General features: G+C 73.1%; 17 protein-coding genes and 1 riboswitch. Of the genes, 7 read left to right on the top strand and 10 right to left on the bottom strand.

Features of this window, described 5'->3' with window-relative positions:
- Positions 1–58 precede the first annotated feature (58 nt).
- Positions 59–191, bottom strand: a riboswitch (cobalamin riboswitch).
- A 263-nt stretch (positions 192–454) separates the two neighbouring features.
- Positions 455–1,576, top strand: coding sequence for an alpha/beta hydrolase family protein (locus ACIOGZ_RS18630; protein ID WP_400986478.1), 1,122 nt, complete (start codon positions 455–457; stop codon positions 1,574–1,576).
- 346 nt (positions 1,577–1,922) lie between these two features.
- On the top strand, positions 1,923–3,356 hold the full coding sequence (locus ACIOGZ_RS18625) for a hypothetical protein (protein WP_363580581.1): 1,434 nt from the start codon (positions 1,923–1,925) through the stop codon (positions 3,354–3,356).
- A gap of 102 nt (positions 3,357–3,458) precedes the next feature.
- Here ACIOGZ_RS18625 and ACIOGZ_RS18620 read toward each other — a convergent pair whose 3' ends face one another.
- The 9 genes from ACIOGZ_RS18620 to ACIOGZ_RS18580 all read right to left on the bottom strand — a co-directional run bounded on the left by ACIOGZ_RS18620 (position 3,459) and on the right by ACIOGZ_RS18580 (position 15,058).
- Positions 3,459–4,337 (bottom strand): CDP-alcohol phosphatidyltransferase family protein, encoded by an 879-nt coding sequence (locus ACIOGZ_RS18620; protein WP_030059975.1) that lies wholly within the window; start codon positions 4,335–4,337, stop codon positions 3,459–3,461.
- Positions 4,324–5,016 (bottom strand): phosphatidylserine decarboxylase, encoded by a 693-nt coding sequence (locus ACIOGZ_RS18615; protein ID WP_363580583.1) that lies wholly within the window; start codon positions 5,014–5,016, stop codon positions 4,324–4,326. Before ACIOGZ_RS18615 ends, ACIOGZ_RS18620 begins: the two co-directional genes overlap by 14 nt.
- A gap of 533 nt (positions 5,017–5,549) precedes the next feature.
- On the bottom strand, positions 5,550–6,752 hold the full coding sequence (locus tag ACIOGZ_RS18610; RefSeq protein ID WP_363580585.1) for an acyl-CoA dehydrogenase family protein: 1,203 nt from the start codon (positions 6,750–6,752) through the stop codon (positions 5,550–5,552).
- Positions 6,753–6,899: 147 nt separating this feature from the next.
- The gene (locus ACIOGZ_RS18605; RefSeq protein ID WP_400986476.1) at positions 6,900–7,403 is read right to left on the bottom strand and encodes a MaoC family dehydratase; all 504 of its coding nucleotides are present in this window, start codon (positions 7,401–7,403) and stop codon (positions 6,900–6,902) included.
- 11 nt (positions 7,404–7,414) lie between these two features.
- Positions 7,415–8,398 carry an HpcH/HpaI aldolase/citrate lyase family protein gene (locus ACIOGZ_RS18600; RefSeq protein WP_400986474.1) on the bottom strand — a complete coding sequence of 328 codons (984 nt, stop codon included), beginning with the start codon at positions 8,396–8,398 and terminating at the stop codon, positions 7,415–7,417.
- 27 nt (positions 8,399–8,425) lie between these two features.
- Positions 8,426–10,453, bottom strand: a complete 2,028-nt coding sequence (locus ACIOGZ_RS18595; RefSeq protein ID WP_400986473.1) for a protein meaA — start codon at positions 10,451–10,453, stop codon at positions 8,426–8,428.
- A 10-nt stretch (positions 10,454–10,463) separates the two neighbouring features.
- A complete protein-coding gene (ccrA, locus tag ACIOGZ_RS18590; protein WP_363580593.1) occupies positions 10,464–11,801 on the bottom strand; it encodes a crotonyl-CoA carboxylase/reductase in 1,338 nt (445 codons plus the stop codon).
- Between the two features lie 366 nt (positions 11,802–12,167).
- Positions 12,168–13,088, bottom strand: a complete 921-nt coding sequence (locus tag ACIOGZ_RS18585) for a TetR family transcriptional regulator (RefSeq protein ID WP_363580595.1) — start codon at positions 13,086–13,088, stop codon at positions 12,168–12,170.
- 194 nt (positions 13,089–13,282) lie between these two features.
- The gene (locus ACIOGZ_RS18580; RefSeq protein ID WP_363580597.1) at positions 13,283–15,058 is read right to left on the bottom strand and encodes a 3-hydroxybutyryl-CoA dehydrogenase; all 1,776 of its coding nucleotides are present in this window, start codon (positions 15,056–15,058) and stop codon (positions 13,283–13,285) included.
- A gap of 531 nt (positions 15,059–15,589) precedes the next feature.
- On the opposite strand from ACIOGZ_RS18580, the gene ACIOGZ_RS18575 reads away from it, so the two are divergent.
- From ACIOGZ_RS18575 to ACIOGZ_RS18565, 3 genes are all read left to right on the top strand, one after another.
- Positions 15,590–17,044, top strand: a complete 1,455-nt coding sequence (locus ACIOGZ_RS18575) for a glutamine synthetase family protein (RefSeq protein ID WP_363580599.1) — start codon at positions 15,590–15,592, stop codon at positions 17,042–17,044.
- 3 nt (positions 17,045–17,047) lie between these two features.
- Positions 17,048–18,184 (top strand): amidohydrolase family protein, encoded by a 1,137-nt coding sequence (locus ACIOGZ_RS18570; protein WP_400986471.1) that lies wholly within the window; start codon positions 17,048–17,050, stop codon positions 18,182–18,184.
- 208 nt (positions 18,185–18,392) lie between these two features.
- Positions 18,393–19,880 (top strand): S8 family serine peptidase, encoded by a 1,488-nt coding sequence (locus ACIOGZ_RS18565; protein ID WP_363580603.1) that lies wholly within the window; start codon positions 18,393–18,395, stop codon positions 19,878–19,880.
- A gap of 121 nt (positions 19,881–20,001) precedes the next feature.
- Here ACIOGZ_RS18565 and ACIOGZ_RS18560 read toward each other — a convergent pair whose 3' ends face one another.
- Entirely contained in the window at positions 20,002–20,895 is an 894-nt protein-coding gene (locus ACIOGZ_RS18560; protein WP_363627915.1) for a HipA family kinase, read from the bottom strand.
- Between the two features lie 130 nt (positions 20,896–21,025).
- Between ACIOGZ_RS18560 and ACIOGZ_RS18555 the strand changes: the two genes are divergently transcribed.
- A complete protein-coding gene (locus ACIOGZ_RS18555; protein ID WP_363580607.1) occupies positions 21,026–21,466 on the top strand; it encodes an SRPBCC family protein in 441 nt (146 codons plus the stop codon).
- Between the two features lie 219 nt (positions 21,467–21,685).
- A complete protein-coding gene (locus ACIOGZ_RS18550; RefSeq protein WP_363580609.1) occupies positions 21,686–22,840 on the top strand; it encodes a glycosyltransferase in 1,155 nt (384 codons plus the stop codon).
- Positions 22,841–23,211: the final 371 nt, after the last annotated feature.

The following is a 23,211-nucleotide window of genomic DNA, read 5'->3' as shown; positions in this document are numbered from 1 at the left end:
GCATCGCGTGCGTGTCCTCACTCAGGGTCCGCGCCCTGGATCGACGTACCGGGGGCGAGAGTCTCCTGGCTTCCGGGTCGGACACACCCCCGGGCCTTCCAGCGGCTTCTGACGGTCCGCCGTGGCAATGTTCCGAGCGTGCTCCCCGGTGACAGTGGCGGGACCGCGCCGGACTCGCACCGGCTTCCTCTGCATGCCTCCGTTTGGCCCCAGGATCCCATCACGCGGCCGAACCGGGAGTCAACCGAGGTCACGGAGGGGTTGGTCACACCTCGGAGCCCCGTCGCCACCTCCGATCCGCCCGCCCCGCCCTGCCTGACGCCCGCCCAGCCCGAGGCCCCGCCGTGCCCCGGACGGCCCAGCCCGGTGGCCGCCCGCGCGGCCCCCCGGTGAACTGGTGCCCGGACACCGCCCGGACACCGTCCGGTCCAAGACCAGCAGAGCGGGGAGCGATATGCGTTGGGGAACCGCGGCCGTCGTGGCGGCCGCCGTCGTCGGCGCCGGGGCCGCCGGGGCCGCCGTCCTGGTGATCGGCCGCCGGGCCTCCGAACGGCTGGTCCACCCGGCGAGCGCCGCCCGGGAGTCCGGCCCCGTCCTGGTGCGGAGCCTCGCCGCGGGCCGGATCACCTTCAACCGCCGCCCCGAGAGCCTGCGCCCCGGCCGCTGGGCCGTGGAATGGGACGACCACGGCCACGCCGTCGTCGAGGAGGTCCTGCACAGCGACGAGAACGGCGTCACCCGCCGCCTCGTCCGCGCGGACCGGGGCACCCTCACCCCCGGCACCGAGGTCCGCTTCACCCCCCGCGTCCACCTCGGCGACCCCACCGAGGCGCTCGGCCTCCCCTTCACCGACACCGCCGCCGACGGCGAACTCGGCGCCCTCCCCGCCTGGCGCCTCGACGGCAAACGCGGCACCTGGGTGATCCTCGTCCACGGCCCCGGCGCCGACCGGCAGCAGACCCTCCCGGTCCTCCCCGTCCTCGACCGCCTCGCCCTGCCCGCCCTCGCCGTCACCTACCGCGGCGACCAGGGCGCCCCGGCCTCGCCGGACGGGCTCGGCCACTTCGGCGAGACCGAGTGGCGCGACGTCGAGTCGGCGGTACGGCTCGCCCTCGACAGCGGCGCCGGCCGGGTCATCCTGTACGGCTGGTCCCTCGGCGCCACCATGGCCCTCCAGACGGCCTCCCGCTCCGCCTGGGCCCATGCCATCAGCGGCCTCGTCCTGGACTCGCCGGTCCTCGACCTGCCCGCCACCGCCCGCCGCGGCGCCGCCCGGGCCGGCTACACCGGCGCCGCCGCCGAGCTCGGCGCCCTCGCCGCCGAGGGCCGCACCGGCGTCGACCTCGCCGACTTCGGCCGCATCGCCGAGGGCGCCGACCTGCGCGTCCCCACCCTCCTCCTGCACAGCCCCGACGACCAGGTCGCCCCCTTCCGCGCCGCCGAGCGCCTCGCCGCCGCCCGCCCCGGTGTGGTCAGCCTCCGCCCTTTCCCGGGCGCCGACCACGCCACCCTCTGGAACTCCGCCCCCACCCACTACACCGAACTCCTCCGCCGCTGGCTCACCCCCCTTCTCTGAACCCAGCCCCCCCCGCGTGAGAAGTCACACCCGCGGGGCCTCCGTACGGAACCCGGACCTCACCTGTCGGCCACGGAGTGTGACCGGTCGGGCGGGTAGCGCGACCGTCGCCGCAAGGGTTGAGCCGTGATGGCATGACCCCGCCACCTGTTTCCGGCCAGGCGGTTTGCCTCTGTTGCCCGATTGTTGCCCGATCTTGGGGAGGTGCCGTCGACGGCCGCCCGTCCGTACAGCCAACCGGATGTGACAGAAGGCCGGTACAAGGGGAAGACTGCTCGACGTGACGTCTCGGAATCCGCGCGACCGTGATGCCCCGCTCCCTCCGACGATCGGTACTGGTGCGACGGTGACCCGTCTCCCCGGTACGGCCCACCGGCCCGCCGCCGGCAAGCCGGGCGGGGCCGGGGTACCCCGCCGACGAGGGCCCGCTGCGGCGCCCGGTCGGGGGAGGGTTCCCGTACCGGAGGGCTTCCCCGCGCCGGCCGAGCTGGCGCCGCTGGCCCGCCGGATGCTGGTGGACGCCGTCCGGATCGCCCGCTGGGCGGGGGACCTGGAAGAGGTCGACAAGCGGGGCGAGCTGCTGCCCGATGACGCCCGTGCGGCGGGTCGGGCGCTGGCCATGACGGTCGGCGCCGCCGCCAAGGCGTGGGGGCAGGCGCTGCTGGTCGGCCTGGTGGAGGCCAGGGACGGCGGTGCGGTCCCGGGTTGGCGCCTGCACGCCTGGGAGCACGACGACGAGGCGGTCGTCCGCGGCTGGTCGGCACTGTTCGACGCCTGGACGCTGCTCGCCCCGGTGCCGCCCGCCGCCCTGCGGGGCGTGTTCGCGGTGCTGGCCGGCCAGGCGGTGGACCAGGCGCCGCAGCTGCTGTCGTTCCTGCACCTGGTGGCCGGTCCGGTGTCGGACGGCGAACTGCTGGAGCTGCTGCGCCGGGGGCTGGACGAGCGCCGGGTGGGCGGCACGGACGGTTCGGGCCTGTCGCCCGTGCCGCACGCCGCCTCGGCGGTCTCGGCGGTCCGCGGCACGTGCCGGGAGCCGCAGATCGACACCCCGCCGTCGCCGGCGGACGTGGCCGCGGTCCTGGACTGGATGCTGGACGGCCTGGCGGCCGTCGGGGCCGTGGTCCGCAGGGACGAGGCCGCCGAGCTGTCGCCGCTGGGCCACTGGGCGGTGCGGGCGAAGCTGGAGGAGATCTGCACGGTCGCGCAGACCGCGGCCGGGCACATCGAGCAGAGCGCCTTCGAGCTGCTGAACGCCTGCGCGGACTACTCGCCGGGCCCGGCGCGGGCCGAGTTCCGCGCCTGGGTGGCGGCCCGTCCGGCCGATCGGGCGGTGGCGGAGCTGCTGGACGCGGCGCAGGGGGACGACGCGCTGGTGCGCGGCCTGGCCTTCGAGGCGCTGCGGGTGGCCGGCGGCCCGGCCGAGCAGGCGGTGCGGGCATCGGTGGACGAGCCGGTGCTGCGCCCGTACGCGCTGTTGTGGCTGGCGGAACGCTCGGACGAGGGCGTTTCGCCGGCGGACGTGCTGGGGGCGGAGGACGCGGCCTGGCTGTGGGTGGACACGGCTGCGGCGGTGCTGGACCACGGCGAGACGGAGCTGCTGGTGGGCCACGTCGAGGGCGCCGCGGCTGGCGATCCGGTGCGGTTGTTCGCCCGGGCCCGGCAGTCGGGGCACCCGCGGGCGGCCTCGGTGCTGACGGCGGTCTCGGGCGTGCACCCGGATCCGGGCGTGGCACGGGCGGCCCGCCGCTCGGCGTTCAGCGTGCACACCGGCGGCGCGTAGCAGCGCCCGTCGAAGAACGAGCGCGACGAGGAGAAGAGCGAGCACGACGAAGAGGGGCCCGGATCCGACTGGATCCGGGCCCCTCTCGCGTACGGGAACGACTCAGCCGAGGCGGGACTCCGCCCGCCTGGCGCGGACGTCGCCGACCTTCTGTCCGACCTTGCGCCGGATGACCAGCAGCGGGGCCATCGCGGCGAGCGTGATCTGGGCGAAGGCACCGACGTGCATCAGGGCGTCGCCGCCGGGCAGGCCGGTCGCCCAGGCCGCGAGGCAGCCGATCGAGACGACGATCCAGCACAGCGTGGCGGTGGCCAGCAGCCCCTGGGGCTTGGGGTACTCGATCCGGCTGACCATGAGGTACGCGGCGCCGAAGATGGCGAGCAGACCGGGCAGGAACGGCGGGTCGAGCAGCACGATGGCGATGACCGTCATCGCGCCCATCGGGCAGGGCATGCCCTGGAACACCCCGGGCCGCATCTTGACGGCGGAGAAGCGGGCGAGCCGCAGGACGACCGCGAGCAGGACGGTGATCGCGATGAGCGCCGAGAGCTTGCTGTTGGAGCCCTGCGAGACCATGCCCCAGACGGCGACGAAGTAGGCCGGCGCGATGCCGAAGCTGATCAGGTCGGCCAGGTTGTCCAGTTCCGCTCCGAGGGCGGAGGAGCGGAGCTTGCGCGCCACCAGCCCGTCGAAGAGGTCGCACATGGAGCCGATGAGCAGCAGCGTGACCGCGGTGGCGGCGCTGTGCCGGTCGGGTGCGGCGTCCGGGTTGGTGATGTGCGGGACCAGGACCCCGGTGGTGATCGAGTAGATCGCCAGGAAGCCGCAGACGGCGTTCCCCAGGGTCAGGAAGTCGGCGGTGGACAGGTGCTGGGGAGAGCGCGGGGCGCGCAGCTCGCGGTCGCGGGCCCAGCGGCGACGGCGCAGGGCCGTCTCCTCGTCGTCCAGGCCGACGATTGTCTCAGGATCAGTCACGGTCAAGGCGCGTCACCCCGGCTGTGGTCTTCTGGCCGACCTCGACGCCGACCTCGACGCCGGCCGGCAGGTAGGTGTCGACCCGGGAGCCGAACCGGATCAGACCGATCCGGTCGCCCTGCTCGACCTTGGTACCGGCGGCGACGTACGGCACGATGCGACGGGCCACGGCCCCCGCGATCTGCACCATCTCGATGTCGCCGAGCTCGGTGTCGAAGTGCCAGACGACCCGCTCGTTCTGGTCGCTGTCCTTGTTGAACGCGGGGACGAAGCCGCCCGCGACGTGCTCGACCGACGTCACCGTGCCGGGCAGGGGCGCGCGGTTGACGTGGACGTTGAGCGGGCTCATGAAGATCGCGACCCGGGTGCGGCCGTCCGGCCAGGCGTCGATGCTCTGCACCACGCCGTCGGCGGGGGAGATCACTCTGCCCGCGCCGATCTCACGCTCGGGGTCGCGGAAGAACCACAGCATGCCCGCGCCGAGCGCACAGGCGGGTACCGCTGCCAGGGCCCACTTGCCGCTGCGCCGGGTGAGGGCGGTGGTCACGGCGGCCGTGGCGAGGGTGGGGACGAACCAGGGGGTGGCTCCGCGCGCGATGGTCACGCGGGGTCGCCGACCGGCCGTCGTGGCTGCGAGGGCATCGCGGTCCGTGACGGAGGTGTGAGGGGACGGGCTGATGGGCATCGAAGACCTTTGTCGCGGGGGATCATGGCCGCTGGACGGGGGCCACCGCGGGATCGGGTAATAGAGGGACGGCTTGCTGTCCCGGTGGATGCTATCGGGAGCACACGGTGGGTGGGCAACCCGCCTGCTCGTTCACGTGTCCGGTGGAAGCGCGTGTGCGCGTCCCACCTCTACGACCGTAGCTCGCCCCGGTCCGGTTCCCAAGGGACCGGACGGGGCTGGTGACACTTGTCTCAACAGGCCTGTCGGCGGAACCCGGTGGGCGGAACGGGCCGTTCGCGGTCGCCGGGGGTGCGGGACACGGCCCGTCGAGGGTGTGCGGAAGCGGCCGCGGGGCGTGTCGCCGCAGCTGTACGCCCTGCGGCCGCTTCCGGAGGGCCGTGCCGGACCCCGGCGGACCAGGCCGGGGCCGTGATGGCACGGCGGGTGGCCGGGACGGGCCCGCACGCCCGTCGACCGGCGGTTCGGAAGGGGTCGTCCAGCCGGCCCGGAGCGCCCCGGGGGCCGCTCGTCGAGCCGGGGTGACCCGGTGCTCACTCCGCGATCCGGTACTCCTCCAGGAGTCGGCGTCCGACGATCATCTTCTGGATCTCCGCAGTTCCTTCACCGATGAGCAGCATCGGGGCCTCGCGGTAGAGCCGCTCGATCTCGTACTCCTTGGAGAAGCCGTAGCCGCCGTGGATGCGGAACGCGTCCTCGACGACCTCCTTGCAGTACTCGGAGGCGAGGTACTTGGCCATGCCGGCCTCGAGGTCGTTGCGCTCGCCGCCGTCCTTCTTGCGGGCGGCCATGACCATCATCTGGTGGGCGGCCTCGACCTTGGTGGCCATCTCGGCGAGCTTGAACTGGATGGCCTGGTGCTCGGCGATCTTCTTGCCGAAGGTGGAGCGCTGCTGGGCGTAGGAGATGCCGAGTTCGAAGGCGCGGCGGGCGACGCCGCAGCCGCGGGCGGCGACGTTGACGCGGCCGACCTCGACGCCGTCCATCATCTGGTAGAAGCCGCGCCCGGGGACGCCGCCGAGGACGCGGTCGGCCGGGATCCGGACGTCCTGGAGGACCAGCTCGGTGGTGTCGACGCCCTTGTAGCCCATCTTCTCGATCTTCCCGGGCACGGTGAGGCCGGGGACGGTCGGGTTCGGGCCGAATCCGGGGGTCTTCTCGATCAGGAAGGTGGTCATGTTCTTGTACGGGGTGCTGCCGCCCTCGTCGGTCTTGCACAGGACCGCGACGAGGGTGGAGGTGCCGCCGTTGGTGAGCCACATCTTCTGGCCGTTGAGGACGTAGGACTCCCCGTCCTTGACGCCCTTGGTGGAGATGGCCGAAACGTCGGAGCCGAGGCCGGGCTCGGACATCGAGAACGCGCCGCGGATTTCCCCGGCGGCCATCCTCGGCAGGAAGTGGTCCTTCTGCTCCTGGGTGCCGTGGGCGTTGATCATGTGCGCCACGATGAAGTGGGTGTTGACGATGCCGGACACGCTCATCCAGCCGCGGGCGATCTCCTCGACCACCAGGGCGTAGGTGAGCAGCGACTCGCCGAGGCCGCCGTACTCCTCGGGGATGGTGAGGCCGAAGAGGCCGAGCTGCTTCATCCCCTCGACGATGGCGGTCGGGTACTCGTCCTGGTGTTCCAGCTCGGTCGCGACCGGAATGATCTCCTTGTCGACGAAATCCCGCACGGTGGCGAGGATGTCCCGCTGGATCTCGGTGAGGCCGTCGGTCTGTGCCAGGCGTCCCATCGTGCGGCTCCGAAAGGTTTAAGGGGGCGGGGGGGGGGATTGCCGGGGGCCCTGCCGGCGTGGCTGCGACGGCAGGGCCCCCGTTCCGGGTGGGGGCCGGCCGATGACGGCGGCCGGCCCCTCCGGGGTCTCAGGGGATTCGGGGCCCTAGGAGAGGGGAGTCGGGCGGCCGGGCTGCTCGCCGCCGCGCTCCTTGACGTACGTCTCGGTCGGCACCATCACCTTGCGGCGGAAGATGCAGACGACCGTGCCGTCCTGCTTGTACCCCTTGGTCTCGACGTACACGATGCCGCGGTCGTCCTTGGACTTGGACGGCCACTTGTCGAGGACGGTGGTCTCGCCGTAGAGGGTGTCGCCGTGGAAGGTCGGCGCGACGTGCCGCAGCGACTCGATCTCCAGGTTGGCGAGGGCCTTGCCGGAGACGTCCGGGACGGACATGCCCAGCAGCAGCGAGTAGACGTAGTTGCCCACCACCACGTTCCTGCCGAAGTCCGTCGTCCGCTCGGCGTAGTTGGTGTCCAGGTGGAGCGGGTGGTGGTTCATGGTGAGCAGGCAGAAGAGGTGGTCGTCGTACTCGGTGACGGTCTTGCCGGGCCAGTGCTTGTAGACCGCGCCGACCTCGAACTCCTCGTAGGTGCGTCCGAACTGCATCGCGTCGGGCCTCAGCTTTCCGGGATCTCGAACTTGGTGGTGCGCTCCAGGCCGGCGGCCCGGCCCTTACCGGCGATGACCAGGGCCATCTTGCGGCTGGCCTCGTCGATCATCTCGTCGCCGAGCATCGCGGAGCCCTTGGCGCCGCCCGCCTCGGAGGTGCACCAGTCGTAGGCGTCGAGGATCAGCTCGGCGTGGTCGTAGTCCTCCTGGGAGGGCGAGAAGATCTCGTTCGCGGCGCCGACCTGGTCGGGGTGGAGCACCCACTTGCCGTCGAAGCCGAGGGCGGCGGCGCGCCGGGCGACCTCGCGGTAGCCCTCCTGGTTGCGGATCTGCAGGTACGGGCCGTCGATCGCCTGGAGGTCGTTGGCGCGGGCGGCCATCAGGATGCGCATCAGGATGTAGTGGTAGGCGTCGGCCGAGTAGCCGGCCGGCTGCTCGCCGACCACCAGGGACTTCATGTTGATGGAGGCCATGAAGTCGGCGGGGCCGAAGATGATGGTCTCCAGCCGGGGCGAGGCCTCGGCGATGGCGTCGACGTTGACCAGGCCCTTGGCGTTCTCGATCTGCGCCTCGATGCCGATCCGGCCGACCTCGAAGCCCATGGTCTTCTCGATCTGGGTGAGCAGCAGGTCGAGCGCCTTGACCTGTTCGGCGTCCTGGACCTTGGGCAGCATGATGCAGTCGAGGTTGGGGCCGGCGCCCTCGACGACGGTGATCACGTCGCGGTAGGTCCAGTGGGTGGTCCAGTCGTTGACCCGGACGACGCGGGTCTTGCCGCCCCAGTCGCCGTTGTTGAGCGCGTCGACGATGTGGTGGCGGGCGCTCTCCTTGGCCAGGGGGGCGCAGGCGTCCTCCAGGTCGAGGAAGACCTGGTCGGCGGGGAGGCCCTGGGCCTTCTCCAGGAAGCGCGGGTTGCTGCCGGGCACGGCGAGGCAGGAGCGGCGCGGGCGCAGTCGGTTGAAGGTGGCGGCGGGCGACGGGTGGGCAGACATGAGGGTGGGTCGGTTCCTTCCCAGTGGTCAGCTGGTGGGCGCGGGTGCGGGCGTCCAGGGCTGGAGCTTGTTGGCGAGCCGGATCTCGTCCACGATCCGGCCGATGATGGTGGTGATGCCGAAGTCCTTCGGGGTGAACACGGCGGCGACGCCGGCGGCCTTGAGGGCCTCGCCGTCCGCTGCCGGGATGATGCCACCCACGATCACCGGGACATCCTGCACCCCGGCCCGGCGCAGCCGGCGCAGGACGTCGGGCACCAGCTCGCAGTGGGCGCCGGAGAGGATCGACAGGCCCACGCAGTGCACGTCCTCCGCGACGGCGGCGGAGACGATCTGCTCGGGGGTCAGCCGGATGCCCTGGTAGACCACCTCGAACCCGGCGTCGCGGGCCCGGACGGCGATCTGCTCGGCGCCGTTGGAGTGCCCGTCCAGGCCGGGCTTGCCGACCAGCAGACGCAGCTTGCCGGAGCCCAGCTCCTCGGCGGTGGCGGCGACGGCGGCGCGCACCGCGGCCAGTTCCCCGCCGGGTTCGGCGGACACCGCGACCGGGGCGCCGCCGACGCCGGTGGGCGCGCGGTACTCGCCGAAGACCTCGCGCAGGGCGAAGGCCCACTCGCCGGTGGTGACGCCGGCCCGGGCGCAGGCGAGCGTGGCCGGCACCAGGTTGGCGTCGGTGGCCGCGGTGGCCTTGAGCTCGGCCAGCGCGGTCTGGACGGCGGCCTCGTCGCGCTGTCCGCGCCAGGCCTCCAGGGCGGCGAGCACGGACTGCTCGGAGGCCGGGTCGACGACCATGATGGCGGTGTCGAGGTCGGCCGTGAGCGGGCTCTCCTCGGTGGTGTCGAAGCAGTTGACGCCGACGATCCTGTCCTCGCCGGACTCGATCCGGGCCCGCCGGGCGGCGTGCGAGGAGACCAGGTTGGACTTCAGGTAGCCGGACTCCACGGCCGGAATCACCCCGCCCATGGCCAGCACCTTGGCGATCTCCGCCTCGGCGCCGGCCAGCAGGTCGGCGGTCTTGGCCTCGACCACCTCGGAGCCGTTGAAGAGGTCGCCGTACTCCAGCAGGTCCGACTCGTAGGCCAGCACCTGCTGGATCCGCAGCGACCACTGCTGGTCCCAGGGCCGGGGCAGGCCCAGCGCCTCGTTCCAGGCCGGCAGTTGGACGGCGCGGGCGCGGGCGTCCTTGGAGAGGGTGACGGCCAGCATCTCCAGGACGATCCGCTGGACGTTGTTCTCCGGCTGGGCCTCGGTCAGGCCGAGCGAGTTGACCTGGACGCCGTAGCGGAAGCGGCGCTGCTTCGGGTCCTGGACGCCGTAGCGCTCCAGCGTGACCTTCTCCCACAGCTGGGCGAAGGCGCGCATCTTGCACATCTCCTCGACGAAGCGCACGCCGGCGTTGACGAAGAAGGAGATCCGGGCGACCACCTCGCCCATCCGCTCGGCCGGTACCTGGCCGGAGTCGCGGACGGCGTCGAGCACCGAGATGGCGGTGCACATCGCGTAGGCGATCTCCTGGACGGGCGTGGCCCCGGCCTCCTGCAGGTGGTAGCTGCAGATGTTGATCGGGTTCCACTTGGGGATGCGGCCGACGGTGTAGGCGATCATGTCGGTGATCAGGCGCACCGAGGGGCCGGGCGGGAAGACGTGCGTCCCGCGCGAGAGGTACTCCTTGACGATGTCGTTCTGGGTGGTGCCGGTGAGCTTGGCGATGTCGGCGCCCTGCTCCTCGGCGACCACCTGGTAGAGCGCCAGCAGCCACATCGCGGTGGCGTTGATCGTCATGGAGGTGTTGGTCTGTTCGAGCGGGATGCCGTCGAACAGGGTGCGCATGTCGCCGACGTGGCCGACCGGGACGCCGACCCGGCCCACCTCGCCGCGGGCGAGGAGGTGGTCGGAGTCGTAGCCGGTCTGGGTCGGCAGGTCGAAGGCGACGGAGAGGCCCGTCTGGCCCTTCGCCAGGTTCCGCCGGTAGAGCGCGTTGGAGTCGCTCGCGGTGGAGTGCCCGGCGTAGGTGCGCATCAGCCAGGGGCGGTCGCGCTTGTGCTGATCGGTCATCGGGTCGGCCTCAGACGTTCCGGAAGCGGTTGATCGCCGGCAGGTGCTGCTCGCGCAGCGCGTGGTCGCGCACGCCCAGGCCCTCCTCCGGCGCCAGGCAGAGCACGCCGACCTTGCCCTGGTGCTTGTTGTGGTGCACGTCGAGGGCGGCCTGACCGGTCTCCTCCAGGGAGTAGACCTTGGACAGGGTCGGGTGGATCCGGCCCTTGGCGATCAGGCGGTTGGCCTCGAAGGCCTCGCGGTAGTTGGCGAAGTGCGAGCCGACGATGCGCTTGAGCGACATCCACAGGTAGCGGTTGTCGTACTGGTGCATGAAGCCGGAGGTGGAGGCGCAGGTGACGATGGTGCCGCCCTTGCGGGTGACGTACACCGAGGCGCCGAAGGTCTCCCGGCCCGGGTGCTCGAAGACGATGTCGACGTCCTCGCCGCCGGTGAACTCGCGGATCTTCGCGCCCAGGCGCTTCCACTCGCGCGGGTCCTGGGTGTGCTCGTCCTTCCAGAACCGGTAGCCCTCGGCGGAGCGGTCGATGATCGCCTCGGCGCCCATGGCGCGGCAGATCGCGGCCTTCTGGTCGTTGGAGACCACACAGATCGGGGTGGCGCCGCCGGCCAGCGCGTACTGGGTGGCGTACGAGCCGAGGCCGCCGCTGGCTCCCCAGATCAGCACGTTGTCGCCCTGCTTCATGCCGGCGCCGTTGCGCGAGACCAGCTGGCGGTACGCGGTGGAGTTGACCAGGCCGGGGGAGGCGGCCTCCTCCCAGGTGAGGTGCTTGGGCTTGGGCAGCAGCTGGTTGGTCTTCACCAGGGCGATCTGGGCCAGCCCGCCGAAGTTGGTCTCGAAGCCCCAGATGCGCTGCTCGGGGTCCATCATCGTGTCGTTGTGGCCGTCCGGGGACTCCAGCTCGACGGAGAGGCAGTGCGCGACGACCTCGTCGCCGGGCTTCCAGGCGTTGACGCCGGCGCCGGTGCGCAGCACCACGCCCGCGAGGTCGGAGCCGAGGACGTGGTACGGCAGGTCGTGGCGCTTGGTGAGCGGCGACAGCCGGCCGTAGCGCTCCAGGAAGGAGAAGGTGGAGACCGGCTCGAAGATCGAGCTCCAGACGGTGTTGTAGTTCACCGCGCTGGCCATGACGGCGACCAGCGCCTCGCCGGGGCCCAGCTCGGGCAGGGCGACCTCGTCGAGGTGAAGGGACTTGCGGGGGTCCTTGTCGCGGCTGTCGAGGCCCGCGAACAGCTGCTCCTCGTCCTTGTGGAGCGTCACCGCTCGGTAGGACTCGGGAAGCTTGACGGCGGCGAAGTCCTCCGACGTGGCGTCGTTGCTGAGGATCGCGTCGAGGATTTCCTGCATGGCTGCCTCCGAAGGCGTACCTGTGTGAGGGCACAGGGCGTCTGGGGTAGCCGGGAGCGGACACCGGCTTCGCTGAGGTGGGTGGTGGGTGGTCGGGCTGGGCGCCCGGGTGGACCGGGCCGAACGCGCACTGCTCCCGGGGTGTGGGAACGCCGGACGACGGCGCGCCGAGGTGGGGAGCCGCGGCGCCGCGACTGGTGAGTAACAAGGTAGTGGCACCCTGTGCCACTCGTAAAGACACCGGGTGTCACGAATTCCGGCGCGCTGGAGCGGCCCCTGAACGCGCTGCGGCGGATATCGAAAGGGCCCGCGTCGACTGCTCGACGCGGGCCCTCGATATCGCCCTGAACTGGCTAAATGATGGGCTCAGGACTCCCTGGCGCCACTCAGTGCGGCCCGGATGCTGTCCACCACCACGTCCAGCGGAGCGTCCGTCCGGGCGACTGTGATGAGTACCTCACCTCCAGGACTGGCACTCAGTGCGCTCTCGGCCAGCACGTCACCGGGAGCCCCATTGGCACCCGGTGCCACCAGGGAGCCGCGGCGTCTGGCACCCGGCGTGCTGGAGGCCCAGAAGGTCCGCCGGATCACCTCGAAGGAGTGGTCCAGCTGCGCCTCCACGTCCCCGCGCCCGCCGGCCCGCAGCCAGCGCCGCAGCACGTGGTTGTGCGCCGCGACGACCGCCGCCGCCGACACCTCGGCCAGCATCGAGTCGTCCTCGCCGCCGCGCTGCCAGCCCGACGGGATGGACTCCCCGGTGTCGAAGCGGCCCAGCAGGTACCGGGTGAACAGCCGCTCGTACCGGGCCACCACGGCGATCTCCCGCTCGCGCAGCGCCGGGACCTGACGGATCAGCTGGTACCGCGCGACCGACACCCCCGGCGTCGAGGCGTACATCCGCAGCACCTCCTTGATGCCGCGGCAGACCACGTCCAGCGGGTGCTCCTCCGGCTCGGCGCTGGCCAGCAGGTCGGCCACCCGGACGAGGGTGTCGTCGTGGTCCGGGAAGATCGCCTCCTCCTTCGACCGGAAGTACCGGAAGAAGGTCCGCCGGGCCACCCCGGCGGCGGCCGCGATCTGGTCGACCGTGGTCTCCTCGTAGCCCTGCGAGGAGAACAGCTCCATCGCGGCCGTGGCCAGGTCCTGACGCATCTGCTGGCGCTGCGCCGCCGCCCGGCGGCTGCCCGGCCCCCCTTCCGGCCCGGTGCCCCCGGTCGAGGAGCCCGTCCGGTCGGCGCCGCGCGGTCCGGCGGAGTGCTGCGGGGTGGCTGACTGAACCCGATCCATGTCCGGAACGCTACACGGCCCCGGCGGTTCGGCCGCGGCCCTTCCCCGACGGACCGGTGCGACCGGGCCGGTGACGGCCGGTCTGGGCCAGCGCGCGGACACCGTCCCCGGGCTCCAGCCCGGTCTGGCCGGGCCGGACCCGGTCCCGGGCGGCGCCGCCTCGCGCGCGGCGGCGCCCCCGGCAGCCGGCGTGGTCACCGGCGCGCGTGGTCGCGGAAGCCGCGGCCGGTCTTGCGGCCCAGGCAGCCGGCGGCGACCAGGTGCTCCAGCAGCGGCGCGGCGGCCAGGCCCGGTTCGCGGAACTCCTGGTGCAGCACCTGCTCGATGGTCAGCGAGACGTCCAGGCCGACCACGTCCAACAGCTCGAACGGGCCCATCGGGTAGCCGCAGCCCAGCTTCATCGCGGTGTCGATGTCGTCCACCGTCGCGTAGTGCTCCTGGAGCATCCGCACCGCGTCGTTCAGGTAGGGGAAGAGCAGCGCGTTGACGATGAAGCCGGCCCGGTCGCCGCACTCCACCGGGTGCTTGCGGACCTCGGCGGTCAGCTCCAGCACGGTCGCGGTGACGTCCGGCGCGGTCAGCACGGTGGAGACCACCTCGACCAGCTTCATGGCCGGCGCCGGGTTGAAGAAGTGCATGCCGATCACGTCCTGCGGCCGCGAGGTGGCCGTCGCGCAGCTGATCACCGGCAGCGAGGAGGTGGTGGTGGCGAGCACCGCTCCCGGCCTGACGATCTTGTCCAGGGTGGCGAACAGCTCGCGCTTGACCGCCAGGTCCTCGGCCACCGCCTCGATCACCAGGTCCACCTCGGCCAGCTCGGCGTACTGGCCGACCGGGGTGACCAGCGCCAGCGCGGCGTCCCGCGCCTGCGCGCTCAGCCGGCCCCGGTCGACCGCGCGCGCCAGCGACTTCGCCAGCTGCGCCTTGGCCCGGTCGGCCTTCTCCTGGCTGCGGGCGGCCAGCAGCACCGGGCGGCCGGCCTTGGCGAAGACCTCGGCGATGCCGGTCGCCATGGTGCCCGAGCCGCAGACGCCGACCGCGCGGACCTCCCGGCCCGCCACCGCGGCCCGCGCCGGGCCGGCCGCCGCGTCGACGGCCCTGGACGAGCCGGGCGCCTCGTAGGTGTAGAAGCCGCGGCCGGACTTGCGGCCCAGCAGCCCGGCCGCGACCAGCTGGCCGAGGATCGGGGCGGGCGCGTGCAGGCGGTCCCGGGACTGCTCGTACATCGCCTCCAGGACGGTCCGCGCGGTGTCCACGCCGATCAGGTCGAGCAGCGCCAGCGGGCCCATCGGCAGGCCGCAGCCGAGCCGCATCGCGGCGTCGATGTCCTCCCTGGAGGCGTACTTGGACTCGTACATCGCGGCGGCCTGGTTCAGGTACGCGAACAGCAGGCCGTTGACGACGAAGCCGGCCCGGTCGCCGGCCGCCACCGGCTCCTTGCCGAGGTCCCGGGCGAACGCGGCGGCGTCCTCGGCGACCTGCGGGGAGGTCAGCACCGTGCGGACCACCTCGACCAGCTTCATGCTGTGCACCGGGTTGAAGAAGTGCAGGCCCAGCACCCGCTCCGGGCGGGCGGTCGCGGCGGCGATCCGGGTCACCGAGAGCGCGGTGGTGCCGGTGGCCAGCACCGTCTCCGCCGGGCAGATCCGGTCCAGCTCGGCGAAGAGCTCCCGCTTCAGCTCCAGCTGCTCGGGCACCTCCTCGATCACCAGCTCGGCCCCGGCGGCGGCCGACAGCTCGTGGCCGACCGAGATCAGCGCCAGCAGCGCGGTGCGCTCCCCGGCGGTGATCCGCTCCCGGTCGACCGCGTGCGCGGTCGCCTCCTCGATCCGGGCCAGTGCCCGGGCGGCCGAGTCCTCGGTGGCCTCGATGCCGATCACCCGGCGGCCGCTCCTGGCGACGGCCACCGCGACACCGGCACCCATCGTGCCGAGGCCGACGACGGCGACCGTGGAAAAGGGACGCTCCATCTGTCCTGACTCCTAGTCCTGAAGGGCCCGCGCACGCCCCGGCGGCCGGGCCGCCGCGCCCGCGCGTGCGGCGGGGGCGGCCGCCGCCGGGGGAGGGTCCGCGCGCGGGGCTGGGGAGATGACGGGTTCCGGCACACCGCCGCGGCGGCCGGTCCGCTCCGGCCGAACTGAGGGGTGTGCCGTGGTGCTCAGGCGCTCAAGGGTGAAAGGAAGCGGCTCTGATACGAGGAAGGAGACCCGGCCCGCCGCGGTTCGCGGCGCCGGCCGGTGAATGACGCACCGCGCGCCCGCCGTGGACACGGCGACCGCAGGCCCCCGCCGGTGCGGCTCCCGTAGCCCGGCGGTGGTGCGTCCGGCCACTGTAGCGAAGCTACCCGCGAGTAGGAAGGGGTGCGGGCGTCACAAAAGGCATCGGGACGGCGGGTCAGGCGGGCGGCGGTGGTCCGAACGGGTGAACGGGCGGACGGGCGTCCACGGGGACCACTCGATAGGGGAGTTACCCGGCCGCGACGGGCGGGGCAACATGGGGGCATGACCCTCGGAACCGCCGCCGGCCCCGCCGCGTCCGCCACCGGCTCCACCGGCCCGGCCGGAGGCCTCGGTGGGCACCTCGCCGCCGTCACGCTGCCCCCGTGCGCCGCGCGCGTCGAACAGGCCGAGGCCGCCGTCGACCGGCTGCGCACCGCCGCCGTCGACGCGGTGGCCGTCACCTGGGTGGACAACGCGGGCATCACCCGGGTCAAGGCCGTCCCGCTGGGCGCCCTGGTGCACGCCGCGCAGTGGGGCGTCGGCGCCGCACCCTGCTTCGACGTCTTCCTCGCCGACGACGGCATCACCACCAGCCCGAGCACCGGCGGCCCCACCGGGGACCTGCGGCTCTACCCCGACCTCGACCGGGTCGTCCCGCTGGCCGCCCAGCCCGGCTGGGCCTGGGCCCCGGGGGACCGGCACACCCAGGCCGGCACCCCGCACCCCGGCTGCCAGCGGCTGTTCGCCCGCCGGATGGAGGCCGCCGCCGCCGAGCGCGGGCTGACCCTGCGGGCCGGCATCGAGGTCGAGTGGGTGGTCGCCCTCGCCGGCGGCCCGCAGGACGAGCCGCAGTACCCGACGCACGGCCCCGCGTACGGGATGCACCGGCTCACCGACCTCACCGACTACCTGCGGGACGTCCTGCGCGCCCTCGGCGAGCAGGGGCTGACCGTCCTGCAGATCCACCCCGAGTACGCCCCGGGCCAGTTCGAGGTCTCGGTGGCCCCCGAGGGCCCGGTCGGCGCCGCCGACACCTCCGTCCTGGTCCGGCACACCGTGCGGGCCGTCTCCGCCCGGCACGGCCTGCGGGTCTCCTTCGCCCCCGTGGTCGAGCCCGGCGCGGTCGGCAACGGCGGGCACCTGCACCTGAGCCTCTGGCGGGACGGCCACAACCTCGGCCACGGCGGCCCCGGCCCGCACGGCCTGACCGCCGAGGCCGAGGGCTTCCTCGCCGGGGTGCTCGGCGCGCTGCCCGAACTCCTGGTGCTCGGCTGCTCCAGCCCGGCCGGCTACCTGCGGCTGGTGCCCTCGCACTGGGCCGGCGCCTACCAGTGCTGGGGCCTGGAGAACCGCGAGGCCGCGCTGCGCCTGGTGACGGGCTCCACGGGGGAGCGGGCCGCCGCCGCCAACGCCGAGGTCAAGTGCTTCGACGCCAGCGCCAATCCGTACCTGGCGGTCGGCGCGGTGCTCGCCGCCGGTCTCGTCGGTCTCGACCGACACCTCTCGCTGCCGCCGGAGTTCACCGGGGACCCGGCCGCCGCCGAGCCCGGCTCGGTGCCCCGGCTGCCGACCGGCCCGGCGGAGGCGCTGGCCGCGTTCGAGCGATCGGCGGTGCTGCGCGAGGCGCTCGGCGGGCCGCTGTACGAGGCGGTGCTGGCGGTGCGCCGGGCCGAGGGCGAGCAGTACGCCGTCGCCACCCCCGAGCAGCTGGTCGCCGCCACCCGCTGGCGGTACTGACCGGTGCCCGCCGGGGCCCTGGCGTTGCCCGCGCTGGTCGACCACCACTGCCACAGCGTGGTGGCGGCCGACCTCGCCGACGACGTCCTGGCCGGGCTGCTCACCGAGTCCGACCGACCGCCCGCGCCCGGCTGTTCGCCCTTCGACAGCGCGCTCGGCCTGGCCGTCCGGCGCTGGTGCCCGCCCGCCCTCGGCCTGCCCGCGCACGCCCCGGCCGCCGACTACCTGGCCCGGCGGCGCGAGCTGGGCGGCGCCGAGGCCACCCGCCGGCTGCTGGCCGCCGCCGGGCTGGACACCTGCCTGGTGGACACCGGGCTGACCACCGCCGCGGGCCTTCCGCTGCTGCCGCTCGGCGAACTGGCCGCGGCCGCCGGGGCGGTGGTGCACGAGGTGGTCCGGCTGGAGTCGGTGGCCGAGGCGGTGGCGGGCCCGGCCGAGTCCTGGCCGCAGGCCGTCGGGGAGGCGCTGGCGGCCGCCGCCGCGGGTGCGGTCGCGGTCAAGTCGGTGCTCGCCTACCGGCACGGCCTGGCCGCCCCCGCCGAACGGCCCGCGCGGGCGGCCGTCGTGGCCGCGGCCGGCGCCTGGCTGCGCGGCGGGCGGGGCCGGCTGGCCGACCCGGTGCTGCTGCACCACCTGCTCTGGACGGCCGTGGACGTCTGCGCCGGGCTGGGCCTGCCGCTCCAACTCCACACCGGCTTCGGCGATCCCGACCTCACCCTGCACCGGGCCGATCCGTCGCTGCTGACCGGTTTCGTGCGCGCGGCCGAGCCGAGCGGCGTCCCGCTGGTGCTGCTGCACTGCTACCCGTACCACCGCCAGGCCGGGTGGCTGGCCCAGGCCTTCCCGACGGTGTACACCGACCTCGGGCTGACCGCCTCCTACACCGGCCCGCGGGTGGCGGCGGTGCTGGGCGAGATGCTGGAACTGGCGCCGTTCGGCAAGCTGTTGTTCTCCACCGACGCGTACGGGCTGCCCGAGTTGTACCTGGTGGGCGCCGCCCAGTTCCGGTACGGACTGGGGGCGGTGCTGGCCGACTGGCAGGCGGGTGGCGCCTGTTCGGCGGCGGACGCGCGGCGGCTGGCCCGGCTGGTCGCCGCGGACAACGCCCGCGCGCTGTACTCACTGCCCGGCGCACCGTAGCACGTCGGCGAACCGTCACTTTTTAACACTCTTCAACTCTGTTGACGTGTTGGGCCTCCGGACTCCTCGGTTCCGATGTTGGCCAACATGTGACGATTAGATGACTACCTCTTGCGCTTATCAGCGAATATTCATTAGCGTCCCGATCATTCCAGGCGCACCTGCCACACCGCAGCTGCCGCATGACGACTCGGGAGGGCCAACCCCTATGAGAGTTCCTCGGATCAGCCGGACCCGGTTCGCGGCGGTGGGCCTCGTGCTCGCCACCGCCGGCGCCCTCGCGCTCCCGGCCGGCACCGCCGTCGCGGCCCCCTCGGCGGGCTCGACGACCGGTCCGCTGCTCAGCTACGTCGTCAACACCAAGGCCAACCACGGCCAGGTGCAGAAGGTCGAGAAGGCGATCACCGCCCTCGGCGGCTCGGTGGTGTACTCGTACGAGCAGATCGGCGTCGTCATCGCCCGCTCGGACGACACCGCGTTCGCGCAGAAGCTGCGTCAGGCCAAGGGCGTCGACTCCGTCGGCGCCAGCCGCACCAAGGGCATCACCGCCGCCGACCAGGCCAAGGCCGAGGTCGCCGCCGAGCCCGCCGGCGCGCCCGCCGCCGGTCAGGAGCCGTACGAGGCCAACCAGTGGGACATGCGCCAGATCGGTGTCGACAAGGCGCACAAGCTCTCGCTCGGCAACCGCAACGTCACCGTCGGTGTGCTGGACTCCGGCATCGACGCGACGCACGAGGACCTGGCCGCCAACGTGGACGCCTCGCAGTCGGTCTCCTGCATCGACGGCGGCAAGCCGAACACCGACTGGAAGTCCTGGCAGCCCACCACCAGCGACCACGGCACCCACGTGGCCGGCACGATCGGCGCCGCCAAGAACGGCAAGGGCGTCGTCGGCATCGCCCCGAACGTGAAGCTGGCCGCGGTCAAGGTCGTCGACGACGGCGGGTTCATCTACCCGGAGTACGCGATCTGCGGCTTCGTGTGGGCCGGTGAGCACCAGTTCAAGGTGACCAACAACAGCTACTACGTCGACCCGTGGATGTTCAACTGCCCGAACGACAAGGACCAGGCCGCGATCAGCGCCGCCGTCCGCAAGGCGGTCTCGTTCTCGCAGCGCAAGGGCGTCCTCAACGTCGCCGCGGCGGGCAACGAGAACATCGACCTGGCGCACAAGACCGTTGACGTCGCCAGCCCGGACGACACCACCAAGGTGACCCGCCCGGTCACCAACGACTGCCTGTCGCTGCCGACCGAGCTGCCCGGCGTCATCGCCGTCTCCTCGGTGGGCGTCAAGGGCGACAAGGCGTACTACTCCAGCTACGGCAAGGGCGTCGTGACCGTCGCCGCGCCGGGTGGCGACGCCCGCTACCAGATCCCGGACACCCCGGACAAGAACGGCCGGATCCTCTCCACCATCCCGGGCAACAAGTACGGCTACATGCAGGGCACCTCGATGGCCACCCCGCACGTCGTCGGCGTGGTCGCGCTGCTCGCCAGCACCTTCCCGTGGGCCAACCCGGACGAGCTGACCGAGCTGCTCACCAACCAGGCGGAGTCGCACCCCTGCCCGACCGGCGAGTACAACCCGGGCGGCACCGGCGCGTACAAGGCCACCTGCGAGGGCGGCGCGGACGACAACGGCTTCTACGGCGCGGGCATCATCAACGCCGAGAAGGCGGTCCAGTGGTGGCGCTGACGCGCTGACCACGGCGACACCTGAACACTGAGCCGGGGAGCGGGCCCATCCGGGTCCGCTCCCCGGTCGCTTCCTGCCCGGGCCCCGCCCGGCCGACCTCTCCGGGCGAGCCCCGGCCCGCTCACTCGACGTGCTGGTCCCAGCCGGTCTCCACCGACGGCTTGCCGTGCAGGTCCGGGACTTCCTGGAGCCAGGCGGGCCGGCCGGCCCGGGTCCGGGCCTCCCGGCGGCGTTCGGCCTCGCGCAGCTGCTCGGGGGTGGCGAAGCCCTCCGGGAGCCACTGCGCGGAGAGCACCACCCGGGCGGCCAGGTGGGACACGTAGGCGTGCCGGACGGCGGCCGCCGAGTCGAAGCCGGGCTCGTCGGCCAGCCACTCGTCCGGGACGAGCGCCAGCACTTCCTCCAGCAGGCCGACGGTGACCAGCGGGCCGAGCTCCTCGTCGGCCAGCCGGACGTCCGGGGCCGAGCCGCCCAGCGCGTGCGCGCTGAGGTCGTAGCGCCTGCCGACCGCCGCCTCGGCGGTGGTCCAGCGGTGGTGGAAGATCAGCGCGGCGCCGTTGTCGATCAGCCAGAGCCGTCCGTGCCAGACCACCAGGTTGGGGTTGTGGACGGTGCGGTCGACGTTGCCGGTGAGGGCGTCCAGCCAGACCATCCGCCCGGCCTCGGCGGAGTCCACCGGGATCATGCCCGGCCGGTAGTCCCGCGCGCCGGGCAGCAGGTCCATCCCGAGGTTGAGGCCGCCGCTGGCCTTGAGCATGTCCTGGATCTCGGTGTCGGGCTCGTCCGCGGCGACGGCCGGATCGAAGTCCACCAGCCGCAGCTCGGGGACGCGCAGGCCGAGCCGCCGGGCCAGCTCGCCGACGATCACCTCCGCGACCAGCGCCTTGCGGCCCTGCGCGGCGCCGGTGAACTTGACCACGTAGGTTCCCAGGTCGTCGGTCTCCACCACACCGGGGACGGAGCCGCCGGACCGCAGCGGGTCGACGTAGCGCACTGCTGTCACCAGATCGAGCACACCGGCCACCCTATCCCGCCGCCCCGCCACCGCAGCGGCCCGTCCGGTCGGCCTCCGCCCCCGGCGCTGTGATTGGCTTGCCGGTGAGAATCGGAAGACCAGAAGACCACCGGACGAGGAGAGCAAGGCCATGGGACAGGTGCAGGCCACCACCGAGCGGGACTACGACGCCGCCCCCGAGCGGGTGTACGAGGCGCTGGCCGACTACCGGGTGACCCGTCCGAAGCTGCTGCCCCCGCAGTACAGCGAGTACGAGGTCCGGGTCGGCGGCACCGGCGCCGGCACCCAGGTGCACTGGAAGCTCCAGGCCACCGAGAAGCGCGTGCGGGACTGCCTGTTCACCGTCTCGGCGCCCTCGCCCGACCAGCTGGTGGAGAAGGACGCCAACTCCAGCATGGTGATCACCTGGACCGTCTCGGCGGCCGGTGAGGGCCGGTCGAAGGTCGTCGTCTCGGCCACCTGGCAGGGCGCGAGCGGCATCGGCGGCTTCTTCGAGCGCACCTTCGCGCCGAAGGGCCTGAACCGGATCCACGACCAGGTGCTGGCCAACCTGGCCGCCGAGGTCCGCTGAGTCCGCGAGCTCACTGAGTCCGCGAGCTCACTGAGTCCGCCGAGCTCACTGAGCTCGCCGAGTTCGTCGAGTTCGCCTTTCCCGCGGCAATTCGCCCGGGAATTCGAGCGGCCCGCCCACCCGTACGAGCGGAAAGCCGTACGGGTGGACGGCCCGCCACCTCCGGGTGACGAGGGCCGCCCGGCGCGGGGGAGCCACCCTAGGCTCGCCGCCGTGCATATGACGATCCTTCACATTTCACAGCCCGTGGACGGCGGAGTCGCCCGCGTCGTCGCCGATCTGGTCCGGGGGCAGCGCGAGGCCGGTCACCGGGTGCTGGTCGCCTGCCCGGGCGGCGGCCGGCTGGCCGAGGAGGCCGCCGCCGTGGGCGCGCTGGTCCATGACTGGCCCGCCGGGCGCTCGCCGGGCCCGGGCACCGCCGCCGAGGCGTGGCGGCTGCGCCGGATCGTCCGGGCGGCCGCGCCCGACGTGGTCCACCTGCACAGCGCCAAGGCCGGGCTGGCAGGCCGACTGGCGGTGCGCGGCGCGGTGCCGACCGTCTTCCAGCCGCACGCCTGGTCCTTCGCCGCCGTCGAGGGCCCGATGGCCACCGCCACCCTGCACTGGGAGCGCTTCGCCGGCCGCTGGGCGCACCGCCTGCTCTGCGTCAGCGTCCAGGAGCGGGCCGACGGCGTCGCCGCCGGGGTGAGCGCGGACTGGGCGGTGGTGCCCAACGGCGTGGACGTGCGCCACTACGCACCCGCCGACCGCCGGGCGGCCCGGATCGCGCTGGGCCTGGACCTGGACGCTCCGCTCGCGGTCTGCGTCGGCCGGCTGTGCCGCCAGAAGGGCCAGGACGTGCTGCTGGCGGCCTGGCCGGAGGTGCTGCGGGCGGTGCCGCAGGCCCGGCTGGCGCTGGTCGGCGGCGGCCCCGAGGAGAACCGGCTGGCGGACCTGGTCCGGGAGTCGGCCGAGCCGTCCCGGGTCCGGCTGGTCGGGGACGTGCCGGACCCGAGGCCGTGGCTGGCGGCGGCCGACCTGGTGGTGCTGCCCTCGCGCTGGGAGGGCATGGCGTTGGCCCCGCTGGAGGCGATGGCGGTGGCCCGTCCGGTGCTGTTGACCGACGTGCCGGGCGCCCGGGAGTGCCTGCCCCAGGCCGAGCGGGGGCGGGCGGTGGTGCCGCCCGAGGACGTGACCGCGCTCGCCACCCGAATGGCGGAAGCGCTGTCCGATTCGATCGAGTGTGAGCGACGCGGGGCGAGGCTGCGCGATCACGTGGTCGCCCGGCACGACGTCCGCACGGTGGTCGAACAGGTGGACGCGCTGTACCGCCATCTGCTGGGTGCCGGTCCGGCGGCCGGGCGGCGCCGGGCCCGTGTCCCAGAGCGGATCTGATCGTTTCACATGCCGTGAATGCCCGCCGATCCGGCGCCGTCGTATTCGCACCCTCAACCGGATAGGGACGAGGCGTCAAATCCGAAATACCTATTAATGGGCGGCTGGAATGAAACGGCAAGTCAACTTCCAGCCTACGCAGCCAGGTTATGTATTGTCGGATTTCGCCTGCTTCGTTTCGATTTCACGCCGGGAATTCGCGACTGAGCCCTTCATGGTCGCGCCCCGCGCGGCCGGGCCCGGTGCGAGAGGACCGAAAGCCGCCAGCGGTAGCAGGTGCTGTCAGGACCGCGCCCACCGGGCCGGGACGGCCGCTCCGCGCCATCCGGTGCCGGGGCGCCGTCACCCCGGGCACACAGCAGGGGAGTTCG

The organism is Kitasatospora sp. NPDC088160 (assembly GCF_044741445.1).
In the GTDB taxonomy this organism is placed as follows: Bacteria; Actinomycetota; Actinomycetes; order Streptomycetales; family Streptomycetaceae; genus Kitasatospora.
The sequence above is the reverse complement of the archived record's forward strand: the minus strand, read 5'-3'. Positions and strand labels throughout refer to the sequence as shown.

Excerpts from the sequence above, each read along its gene's own strand:
- ACIOGZ_RS18550 (WP_363580609.1), top strand. The coding sequence starts at position 21,686 with ATGACGATCCTTCACATTTCACAGCCCGTGGACGGCGGAGTCGCCCGC.
- ACIOGZ_RS18630 (WP_400986478.1), top strand. The coding sequence starts at position 455 with ATGCGTTGGGGAACCGCGGCCGTCGTGGCGGCCGCCGTCGTCGGCGCC.
- ACIOGZ_RS18595 (WP_400986473.1), bottom strand. The coding sequence starts at position 10,453 with ATGACCGATCAGCACAAGCGCGACCGCCCCTGGCTGATGCGCACCTAC.
- ACIOGZ_RS18575 (WP_363580599.1), top strand. The coding sequence starts at position 15,590 with ATGACCCTCGGAACCGCCGCCGGCCCCGCCGCGTCCGCCACCGGCTCC.
- ACIOGZ_RS18605 (WP_400986476.1), bottom strand. The coding sequence starts at position 7,403 with ATGCAGTTCGGACGCACCTACGAGGAGTTCGAGGTCGGCGCGGTCTAC.
- ACIOGZ_RS18615 (WP_363580583.1), bottom strand. The coding sequence starts at position 5,016 with ATGCCCATCAGCCCGTCCCCTCACACCTCCGTCACGGACCGCGATGCC.
- ACIOGZ_RS18565 (WP_363580603.1), top strand. The coding sequence starts at position 18,393 with ATGAGAGTTCCTCGGATCAGCCGGACCCGGTTCGCGGCGGTGGGCCTC.
- ACIOGZ_RS18600 (WP_400986474.1), bottom strand. The coding sequence starts at position 8,398 with ATGTCTGCCCACCCGTCGCCCGCCGCCACCTTCAACCGACTGCGCCCG.
- ACIOGZ_RS18585 (WP_363580595.1), bottom strand. The coding sequence starts at position 13,088 with ATGGATCGGGTTCAGTCAGCCACCCCGCAGCACTCCGCCGGACCGCGC.
- ACIOGZ_RS18555 (WP_363580607.1), top strand. The coding sequence starts at position 21,026 with ATGGGACAGGTGCAGGCCACCACCGAGCGGGACTACGACGCCGCCCCC.
- ccrA (WP_363580593.1), bottom strand. The coding sequence starts at position 11,801 with ATGCAGGAAATCCTCGACGCGATCCTCAGCAACGACGCCACGTCGGAG.
- ACIOGZ_RS18580 (WP_363580597.1), bottom strand. The coding sequence starts at position 15,058 with ATGGAGCGTCCCTTTTCCACGGTCGCCGTCGTCGGCCTCGGCACGATG.
- ACIOGZ_RS18610 (WP_363580585.1), bottom strand. The coding sequence starts at position 6,752 with ATGGGACGCCTGGCACAGACCGACGGCCTCACCGAGATCCAGCGGGAC.